Source organism: Pseudokineococcus marinus, assembly GCF_013004605.1.
Classification (GTDB): Bacteria; Actinomycetota; Actinomycetes; order Actinomycetales; family Quadrisphaeraceae; genus Pseudokineococcus; species Pseudokineococcus marinus.
The window spans coordinates 1-2,122 of the sequence record NZ_JABEMA010000418.1; the positions used below are offsets into that span (position 1 = coordinate 1).

Below are 2,122 nucleotides of genomic sequence, written 5' to 3' on the forward strand. Positions count from 1 at the left end.
GGCTGCTCGCCGCCACCGCGGCCGCCGCCGTGGTGACGGCCGTCGTCCTCGCCCTGCTCGCCCGCCCCGCCGGGGGCGCCCCGGCGGGCCAGGTGGTGACCGCCGGTCACCCCGTCCTCGGGCTGGGCCTGCTCGCCCTCGGGGCGCTGGTGGGGGCGGGCGACTTCACCACCGGCGCGGCCACCACCACCTACGCGGCGGTCCCGCGTCGCCTGCCCGTGCTCGGCGCGCAGGCCGTGCTGACGGCGGTGGCGGCCCTCCTCACGGGGTCGACGGCCGTCGTCGGCGCCGTCGTCGCGACGACCGGCGACCTGGTGGCCCCGGGCGTCGCCGCGACCCCCGGGGCGCTCGCGGCCGACGGCGCCGGCCTCGTGCTGCACGTCACCGGGCTCGCCCTCCTGGCGATCGGCGCGGGAGCGCTGCTGCGCCGCCCGGCCCCGCCCTCGTCGTGCCGGCCGTCCTCCTCCTGGTCGTCGACCCGCTGCTGGCGGCCAGCCCGGGCCCGGTGACCGACCTCGTGCGCGGGCTGCTGCCGGCCGCCGGGACGGCGCTCTTCCCCTCCGGCGGGCCCGCCGTCGGAGCCGTCCACGGCGGCCTGGTGCTCGCGGCCTGGGTGGTCGCCGTCCTCGGCGCGGCGGCCTGGCGCCTGCGCACCGGGGACGTCCGCTGATGGCGCCCGACCGCCGGCCGGCCCCCCGGTGGGAGACTGCCGCCGTGGGGCAGGGGCGGGAGGACGCCGGTCGACGTCGCGGGACCCCCGCCTCCCCCGACGACCCCGCCGACGGCCCGTCGCTGGACGACGCGACCGTCCTGCGCTCGACGCGCGTCGGCCGGCTCGTCCGGGCGCACCCCTGGGCGGGCTCCACGGCGCTGGGCGCCTCGGTCCTGCTCGTCGGCGCCGTCACCGCCGTCGCCGCGGGCGAGACGGTCTTCGGGGCGGTGTCCCTGGGCCTGCTGTCGCCGGAGGGCCGGGTCGCCGACCTCGCGGTCCCGGCGTGGCTCGCGGGCGCGGCGGCGGGCGCCCTCGTGCTCGCGGCGCGGGACGCGCGCCCCCTCGCGGTCACCGCGGTGCTCACCGTCCTCGCCGTCGCCTCGCTCGGATCGGCGGGGGTGCTCGGCGTGCTCGGCCTGTGCCTCGCCTGGTCCCTGCGGGCGGTCGCGAGCCGGCGCACCACGCGGACCGCGGTCGCGGTCGCGGTCGGCGTCCTGGTCGTCGTCGCGGTGGCCGCCGCGCGCTGGCAGGTGATCGGGCTCGCGGAGGTCGTGGGCTGGGGCACCGCGGGCCCGCTGGCGAGCGCGGGCGGCCCGCCGGTGCAGCAGCTCGAGGTGCCCGACCCCTCGGCCGGGCGCCGGGCGCTGACGGTCCTGCTGCTCGCCGCGCTCCTCGCGCTCGGCGTGGCCTCCGGCGAGGTCGTCAAGGACCGCCGCCGGCACGCCCGCGCCCTCGTCGAGCGCTACGCGGCGCTGGCGCGGGAGCGCGACGCCGGAGCCGCCCTCGCCCGGCAGGCGGAGCGGGCTCGCATCGCCCGGGAGGTGCACGACGTCGTCGCGCACAGCGTGTCGGTCATGGTGGCGCTGTCCGACGGCGCCCTGTCGGCGTCCTCGCGCGCCCCGGAGCGCTCGCGGGAGGCCATGGCCGCGGTGTCGCGCACGGGGCGCGAGGCCCTCGCCGACATGCGCAGCGTCCTCGGCACCCTGCACGCCGAGGACGACGGCGACCTCCTCGAGAGCTCGACCCGGCCCACGAGCACCGACCTGCGCGCGACGGTGGAGCGGTTCCGCGCGGCGGGGCTCGCCGTCCGCGCCGAGGGGCTCGCCACGCCCCTGCCCGTGGACACCGCGGCCCGCCTGGCCGTCGTCCGCGTCGTCGGCGAGGCCCTCACCAACGCCCTGCGGCACGCCCCCGGGTCCAGCACCGCGGTGCGGGTGCACCGGGACGCGACGGCGCTGCGCGTGGCGGTCGTCTCCACCGGTGGGACGCCGACCGCGTCCGACGCGGGCAGCGGGCGCGGCGTCGTCGGCATGCGCGAGCGCGCCGCCCTGGTCGGCGGGCGGCTCGACGTCGGCCCGCTCGAGGACGGCGGGTGGGCGGTCCTGCTCGAGCTGCCGGCGGCCCCGGACG

General features: G+C 81.2%; 2 protein-coding genes and 1 pseudogene. All 3 read left to right on the top strand.

Annotation, left to right across the window (positions count from 1 at the left end):
- A pseudogene (locus HLB09_RS16140) lies at positions 1-509 on the top strand (hypothetical protein); the annotation flags it as partial.
- Positions 506-670 carry a hypothetical protein gene (locus HLB09_RS16145; protein WP_171204330.1) on the top strand — a complete coding sequence of 55 codons (165 nt, stop codon included), beginning with the start codon at positions 506-508 and terminating at the stop codon, positions 668-670. The pseudogene HLB09_RS16140 and the gene HLB09_RS16145, both read left to right, overlap by 4 nt.
- A gap of 44 nt (positions 671-714) precedes the next feature.
- On the top strand, positions 715-2,122 hold a 1,408-nt coding region (locus HLB09_RS16150), incomplete at its 3' end, for a sensor histidine kinase (RefSeq protein WP_322790230.1).